At 61.5% G+C, this 7,494-nt stretch carries 4 protein-coding genes and 1 pseudogene; 2 read left to right on the top strand and 3 right to left on the bottom strand.

Going from position 1 to position 7,494, the window contains the following annotated elements; translation table 11 throughout:
• Positions 1-342: 342 nt before the first annotated feature.
• Both PAA8504_RS16690 and PAA8504_RS16695 read left to right on the top strand, forming a co-directional pair.
• Complete coding sequence (locus tag PAA8504_RS16690) at positions 343-1,518, top strand: glycosyltransferase family 61 protein (RefSeq protein ID WP_108895338.1); 1,176 nt, start codon at positions 343-345, stop codon at positions 1,516-1,518.
• A 3-nt stretch (positions 1,519-1,521) separates the two neighbouring features.
• Positions 1,522-3,462, top strand: a complete 1,941-nt coding sequence (locus tag PAA8504_RS16695; RefSeq protein ID WP_108895339.1) for a glycosyltransferase family 2 protein — start codon at positions 1,522-1,524, stop codon at positions 3,460-3,462.
• Positions 3,463-3,522: 60 nt separating this feature from the next.
• On the opposite strand, the pseudogene PAA8504_RS16700 reads toward PAA8504_RS16695, so the two are convergent.
• The 3 genes and pseudogenes from PAA8504_RS16700 to PAA8504_RS16710 form a co-directional block, all read right to left on the bottom strand.
• Positions 3,523-3,801 (bottom strand): annotated as a pseudogene (locus PAA8504_RS16700) (transposase); the annotation flags it as partial.
• A 158-nt stretch (positions 3,802-3,959) separates the two neighbouring features.
• Positions 3,960-5,174, bottom strand: coding sequence for a glycosyltransferase (locus PAA8504_RS16705; RefSeq protein ID WP_181375848.1), 1,215 nt, complete (start codon positions 5,172-5,174; stop codon positions 3,960-3,962).
• A gap of 342 nt (positions 5,175-5,516) precedes the next feature.
• Positions 5,517-7,010 carry a lipopolysaccharide biosynthesis protein gene (locus PAA8504_RS16710; protein ID WP_306419539.1) on the bottom strand — a complete coding sequence of 498 codons (1,494 nt, stop codon included), beginning with the start codon at positions 7,008-7,010 and terminating at the stop codon, positions 5,517-5,519.
• Between the last annotated feature and the right edge of the window lie 484 nt (positions 7,011-7,494).

Genomic DNA, 7,494 nt, shown 5'->3' on the forward strand with positions numbered 1-7,494 from the left:
GACTGCGCTGTCGAAGCCGTTCCGGCACTCAGCGTCTGCGCGATCATGGACAGGTGTCCCGAAATGTCCGACCTTCGTGCCGAGCCAGACAGAGAAGCTGCGACAGGCCGGCGTCAACGTGACGGTGCACACTGGCCGTGTGGCGATCCGGTGTGAGTTCTGCGCCGGCCCCGCAAGACCCTCAGCCTGGTGGATCAAGCAAGGCACACGGTCGAGACCGGATTGCACGCCGATCGACGAGCCTGTCCGGGGCAACGCCGGCGATGGACCGGTCGATCGCAAGGATTCATGCACTAGTATCCAGATGAATGAGGCGCAAAAAATAAAAAAGGTGGGGCAGTCATGCTTGACGCGGTGGCCGGCAAGGTGCGCAAAGGTGCCATCGGGCTATGTGAACATGGCGTCCGGAACGGCCTTCCGCCGTCTTGGTTCGGGTGGCGTTGGGTGCGCGAAGAAACGCTTCGTGACTATTTCGCCACCGGCGGAACGGGCGATCTCACGGTCATCCATCCCGAAGGCCACGCCACGAACCCGCTGCCGGTCAACATCGACGATCCCGCACAGCTCTCCGACGACCCCGACTGGTTCGGGTATTCGCAGCGCGATGTGCTATCCCGGCCGAGCGGCGAAACGCTGCACGCCACGGTGCCGGGCTGCCGTGTGGTGAGCTTCACCGACGCGCCCAAGGCGCGGTTCTGGCCAACGGTCATCAACAGTCGCGATAAGGCGTTTGAGTTGCGGGAAATGCGCTTCCGTCCCGGCCATGGTGGAACTTTGCGCGAAACTGGCCAACCTCGCCGCATCGCGCAAGCAACCTGGATTACTGAAAGGGTCTACACCAACTACTCCCACTGGCTCAGCGCGCATTTGCCCAAGCTCTGCCTGCTGACGCAGCGCGGCGAGATGGAAAACCTGTTGCTGCCTGAAAAACGGCCCGCGTTTATCGACACATCGCTGCGGATGCTCGGCTTCAATCCGCAGGACTTCGCGACTCACGGCGCAAAAGAGGTCATCGAGGTCGACGATCTGACGCTTCTGCAGACCGACCGCTTCCGTCCCGAACTGCTGTGCCCGGTGCGCGACCTGCTGGGCCACCGCCCAGACCGCGCGCCCTGGCGGCGGGTCTTTGTCAGCCGGAGAAGGGCAACGATCCGGCGTTTGTCGAACGAGGCCGAAATCACGGATATGCTCGAAAAGGCCGGCTTCGCGTTGGTCACGATGGAAGATCTGAGCTTCGAGGAGCAGATCCGGCTGATGGGCGAGACCCGCGTACTGATGGCCCCGCACGGCGCGGGTCTTACCAACATGATGTTCTGCGCGCCCGGCACACAAGTCGTCGAGATCTCGGAGCCACTCTACCCGAACCCGAATTTCTACGCCATCGCCGTCGCCATGGGTTTGGACTACTGGAAGATCGACGGCACTTTTGCGGGTCGCGACGACGTCCATCGCCTGGACCGCGATCTCTCGGTGCGCCCTGATCGCGTCGACGCCGTCTTGAGGAAATTGGCAGGCTAGTTCATGCGCATCTCGATCATCATTCCGGTACATAACGGCGCGGCGTTCCTGCCCCAGACTCTTCTGTCGGTTCTGAACCAAGGACGTGTACCTGACGAGGTGATCGTAGTTGACGACGGCTCGAGCGACGAAAGTGCGAAAACCGCCGAAGGCTTCGGTCCGCAAGTGTCGGTCATCCGGGGCTGCTACGGCGGGGCCGCAGCCGCCCGCGTCGCCGGGGTCGCACACGCGACCGGCGACGCGCTGATGTTCATGGATGCTGACGACCTTCTGGGGCTCGATGTGATCTCCGCGCTGGAGGCGACCTTGTCCGGGCATGATGGCGCCATCGCCTGCTGCGATTGGCTGCGCTACGAACGCATCGGCGCCACATGGCAAGCACAGCCTGCCTCCTGCGCGCCGCGCCGCCCCGGCCAGAACGCGCTCTCCGCCTGGCTGACGGGCTGGTATCATCCGCCCTGCTCTGTTCTGTGGTCCCGCAAGGCCTACGATACGAGCGGTGGCTGGAACCCCAAAATCCTGGTGAACAACGATGGCGACCTCATGATGCGCGCATTGGCGGCGGGCATCGATCTGGTGAAAAGCCCCCATGGAACGTCGTACTACCGGCGGCTGCCCGATGGGGCGGTCTCGCTCAGCGGCCGTCGGTTCACCCCCGAGGGGCTCACGTCGCGGATGCAAGTCCTCGACGGGCTTTCCCACCAATTGTCCGCGGCGGGCTTTCCCGAAGGCACCCGCGCCGCCTTGGCCGAAGCCTACGGGAATGTCGCGGGCGATTCCGCTGCCGTGGGGCAGGACGAGCTGGCCTCCCAGGCCAGGAAACAGGACCGGCGTCACGGCGGCACACCGGCTTGGGCCGTGCGACGGAAAAGAGCGGATCGGAACCGACAGGCTGCGCGCGCCGGAACGGCTGGGCCGAAGGCCGCCACAGCCGAAGCCGCCCCGGCCATCGTCAGCGGACTGACCGACCCGCCCCCTGATGCTCCGCGCGTCAGCGTCGTGATCCCCGCCTATAACCGCGCCACCCTTCTGCGGCGCGCCATTGCCAGCGTCGTGGTTCAGGATTTCTCCGACTTCGAGCTTCTGGTGATCGACGATGCCTCGACCGAGGACCTGCAAGCCGTGGTTGCCGAATTTGACGATTCGAGGCTGCGGTATATTCGCCAACCACAAAACGGCGGCGTCGCAGCGGCGCGCAACCGGGGCATCGTCGCGGCACGCGCCCCTCTCGTCGCCTTTCTCGATTCCGACGATGAATGGCTGGCGGGCAAGCTGTCGGCTCAGGTCGCAGCCATGGACGACGCTCCCCGGCGTGTCGGCCTGATCCATACAGGGCTGATCGAGAGAGGGTCTGACGGGGCCGAAACCATCTTCGAGCCGACCGTTTCGGGCAACGTCTGGACCACAATCCTGCATCGCAACACGGTTCATTACGGCACCAGCAGCGTGATCATCCGACGCAGGGTGATCGACACGACGGGCGGCTTTGACGAGACGCTCCCCGCCATCGAAGACTGGGATCTGTGGATTCGGATCGCGCAGTTCTTCGAGTTCCGCCACCTCCCCCAGCCCCTGATGATTTACCACGACGAAAGCCTGCCAGCCGGTTCGTCCGACAGCAAGCGGTCCCGCGATTTCGCTGCAAACATGGAGGCCCGCCGGATCTTGAAGGATCGCTACGGCGACGCGCTGGTCCGCGCGGGGACGCTGCACCGCTCCCATCTGGACAGCGCCCGCCGCCATCTGGAAATGGAGGGCGGACGCCAGGGGGACGCGATCGTTCACCTGCTGAAAGCGATCCGCCGCAAGCCGGGCGCGCCGCGGCTCTACGTCTGGCTTGCCTTCGCGGGGCTTCCGCCACGCGTTCGGCGCGGCCTTTTCCCGACGCTGACCCGCCTGCGTACACGAATTCCCCCGTGGCTATGGCTGGGCCGGGACATGTAAACAGAAGAAAACGGAGGTCTGACATCGGTCGACCGACCTTGTTTGCGCCAATTGGGCTGGGCGAGACAGGGCGCTGAAATCTGGCACCGTCCACTCCAGGCCGACCAGCTTCAACAGGCTCTCCACGAAACCCGTGGTCTGGCGCAACGCCATGCCGAACAACACCTTCATAGTGAAACAGGTCTGAACGGCGGCATCGCTGTAGGTCTGCCGGCGGCCGAGCGCGCCGGTGGGCGCAGCATCCTACTTCATCTCGGGATCGAACCAGATCGTAAGCGAGCCCCGGCGTTTGGGCGCCTTGTTATAGGCTGGCCAGTTCGCCGTCTTGTAGGTGGGTGGGGGCGAGTTTGCTCATGCCTCCCATCTACCACGCTGGATTCACGAGATGAATCCTCCACGTGCTTTGTGCAACAAGGCCGACTGTGACAGGAAATACGGGCGCCAGAGAAAGCGGATCGCTTGAATTCAGTGTGTCCCAGGGGCGTGTAATACCATCATTACCGGGTCAGACCGGTTCGACCAGCTGCTTTCAGCGCCCAAAGCCATTCAATGAGCTCCTGGCTTTGGCGGTCGGCATGAAACTCGGTTTCTATCGTCCGCCGCCCCCGACTGACCAGGATCGGCAGCTCGTCGCGGTGGTCAAATATCCTGTCCAATCTGCGGAAAAGGCCATCCACGTCGCCCTCATCGGCTAAAACACCATTCTCCCCATCGCGCACCAGTTCGGGAATACCCGAATGACGTGTGCTGACCACCAGAAGCCCTGCTGACATTGCTTCCATCAGCACGATCGGAAGACCCTCCATGTCTCCCGTGGACGCGGTCAGGCTTGGCAGGAGGAATATGTCGGCCTCGTTCATCGCCTGGCGGACTTGCGCGTGCGACCGCGCTCCGAGGAAACGGACCTGCCCGCCAATTCCCAGATCTGCGGCAAGCTGCTCAAGATCGCCGCGGCGTTCTCCATCGCCGATGATCTCAAAGGTCCAGCTTTTCTCCGGCGAGGTTTTCGCGAGCTGCGCCAGTGCCTGAAGCGCCTGTGCCGTTCCCTTCTTCTCGGTGAGCCGGCCGACGGTGAGAATCCGCATTCTTCCCGTCCAGCTCCGAGTCCGGAACGGAATTGCCTCGGGCCGGATTCCCAGGTGATGCGTTCGCGTCCTGTCAGGTGGCGCGCCGGAGGCGACGAGCATTTCCCGAAAAGGGCGGTTGACGGTCAGGAACAGGCCGGGAAAAGCAAATAGCGGGTGATACTGTCCGGTGGTACCATCATGGGCAGGCATTCCGACGTCGAACCCGTGAAAGACCGTGATCAAGGGTGGGAACCCCGGCATACGATGGCCGGTGCGTGCAACACGCACCCCATTCATTCCAAAATGCGCAATCACGGCATCGAATGAGAGAAGGCGCCGTGCAAAAACTCGATCGAACCCGGTTATCGCCCGATCGCTCAGGGTCGGGGGAAGAGACCGCAACCAAGGTTCGATCTTGCTGACGGGCCCCCAGCGTTCTCTCACTGCGATGGGGCCCGATCGGTCCGATGAGGCAGAGACCTTGTCAGCGAAGACTTCGACTTCCACACCTGCCCGGAGAAGACCGGCCACCTGATCCCGCACGAAGGTCTCCGACAACTTGGGAAACGTGTCCGTGACGACGCAGACCCTGAGCCTCGCGTCACGCACCATGTCGTCTTGCTGCGGTGTGTCCTCGTTGGCCAAGATCGGCACGCGTCATTCTCCTGACCATGGCAGGGGCTCTGAATTGTTGGTCTCGCATACCGTGCCTCGACCCCTTTGACGGATTTGACGGACCTGCCGTTCACCTTTGTGGAGGATAGATCGCGAGGGGAATTCGGCGAGGCTTGATCGGGCCTTGCTGTTGTTCTTCCGGCAACCTGTCAGCCTGGTGCGGGTTTTTTTACGTGAAGGTTCGACAGAATGCCGCGTGTATTGGCTGATACGTCGCATATTGCGGACCAAGACAGCGGCTGCTGCTACGACGCTCCCACGCGTGCCCATCAGGCGGGATGTGAGACGTGGGAAGAGGTGCAGGTCCGACTTCTATCGCCTGAAAACCCGACCCGAAACTTTCGAGAGAATAGCTTTGGCCAGTTTCATCGCGTCATGTTCGGGTCCTTCCGGATACCCTTGACACCACCAAAGCAACATGACGATCGCAGGGTATACGACAATCCCCGCGGCAATCATGCAAATTGCCTTGAGCGATTGCACGCCCAAACCGAGCCCATCAAATGGCGTGCCCGCCAGATACACGGCCGCAGCCATGACCACCACAGCGATCAGCGAACGCCGATTTATCAGGAGTTGCCTGGAATAGGACAAACCTAGAAGCTCCCGGACAAAATACAGATTGATCCAGATACTTATGAAACCCACGATGCAGCGCGCTACGAGCAACCCGACCAAACCGCCTGACAGCAGGCCAGCCATTGTCAGGGGCGCTCGAATCCCGAGATTGAGCAAGCTTCGATTGAACAGGATCCGCGATTGCCCCATCCCCAGGGCCAGCGGCTGAACCGTCGTCGCAATCGTCCCGATGGCGAAGACGCTGGCGAGGACCTGGATCACCACCACGGAAGAGAGCCATTTCTCGCCCATGACGAGCAGAACCAACGGCTCTGCAGCGACCGCAAAGCCTACCCCCACGGGCAACGCTACGACCATCAAAGCCGATTGGGCTCTTTGATAGGCGCGTCGCAAACGTTCGGGATCATGCGCCAGCTTGGCGAACCCGGGAAAAGCGGCGGCGGCAACGGGGCGGGTCGCTTCTTTCGTCGGCAAGGAGGCCAGTCTGGCGCCGACAGAGTAATACCCCAAAGCAGTATTCCCTAAAAAATACCCGAGGACCAGCTGGTCGAACCGCCAATTCAGCGTGTTGACGGCCTGTCCCAGCCCGACCCAGATCGAAAAGGACATCAGGTCGCGCCATTTCGAAAGCTCAAACCGTGGCCGGTACGGACAGATGATGTAGGACAATATCAAAGAGGTCATCTGGCCGGCGATGACGCCCAGGATCAAGGCCCAGTATGACTGCCAGATCACGGCGACCAGGAATGCAACCAGAAATGCGGCGAGCTTGTCTCCGGAACGAGTCGCAAAATCCTGCCAGAAAACAAGCTCGCGGGACATGGCAGCAAGCTTGGGGTTGATCGCGCCGATCACAAGAGACGACACGGCAATCGCCATAAGTCCATATACCAGCCGCGGGTCCCCGTAGAGCGCGGCCATCGGAACGCTCAATACCACCAGGACGATTGCAACGCCCGCCGCTCGTATCAGGTTCAGCGTAAAGGCCGTATTGTAGTGCGAGTCCGTCGGGGCATTATGTTGCACCAAAGCCTGCGCCAGCGAAAGCTCCGTAACAGCGAAGACAATTGCAGAGATCGACATCACGATCGCCACCAGACCGAAATCCTCCGGTACGAGCAACCTTGCAAGCACCAGAGTATTGGCAAAACCGATGAAGGTAATCACGATCCGCGCGGCCGCGATCCATGTCGCACCCCGCGCTAGCCTACCGCCTATCCCTTGAATGAAAACACCTGCCTTCCTTGCACTCTATGAAACATTCGTACGTTACGAGAGCTGGGCCTATCCCATCGGCCGGTCCGGTTCCAGAACGTCATTCGGAAGCGCCCATCTCGCCGTCTATCGGGGTGTCAGACCCATCTTGGAGACGCATCGGAAGCGCTTTGACGTCGACAGTTTCAGTCTTGGATCAGGCAAGATAACCATACCGCCCCAAGTCTATGCCCGTCGCGCGCGAAAACTGCAGATTTTCGTCCCTATAGGCTTGGCGTACATGGCCTGAAAGTTCGTCGGTAAGCTCGATCTCGCCCCGAGAGGCTTCCGGAAGCAGTATCTTTGACAGCCGGGAGAACCTCCGATCTGGAGATATGCGCGAAAGTTGGTGACGCTTGATCAGGCGGCGGTATGAAGGTGGCGGACGCCGTCGCGGAACTCAACCCCGCTGATGACCTCCGGCAGGCGGTTCCGGCCGTCGAGTTTCCTCCATTTC

Source organism: Palleronia abyssalis (assembly GCF_900302445.1).
In the GTDB taxonomy this organism is placed as follows: domain Bacteria; phylum Pseudomonadota; class Alphaproteobacteria; order Rhodobacterales; family Rhodobacteraceae; genus Palleronia; species Palleronia abyssalis.

What these genes read in the sequence shown, in the direction of transcription:
- PAA8504_RS16690 (WP_108895338.1), top strand. Translation starts at nt 343, where the DNA reads ATGCTTGACGCGGTGGCCGGCAAGGTGCGCAAAGGTGCCATCGGGCTA.
- PAA8504_RS16695 (WP_108895339.1), top strand. Translation starts at nt 1,522, where the DNA reads ATGCGCATCTCGATCATCATTCCGGTACATAACGGCGCGGCGTTCCTG.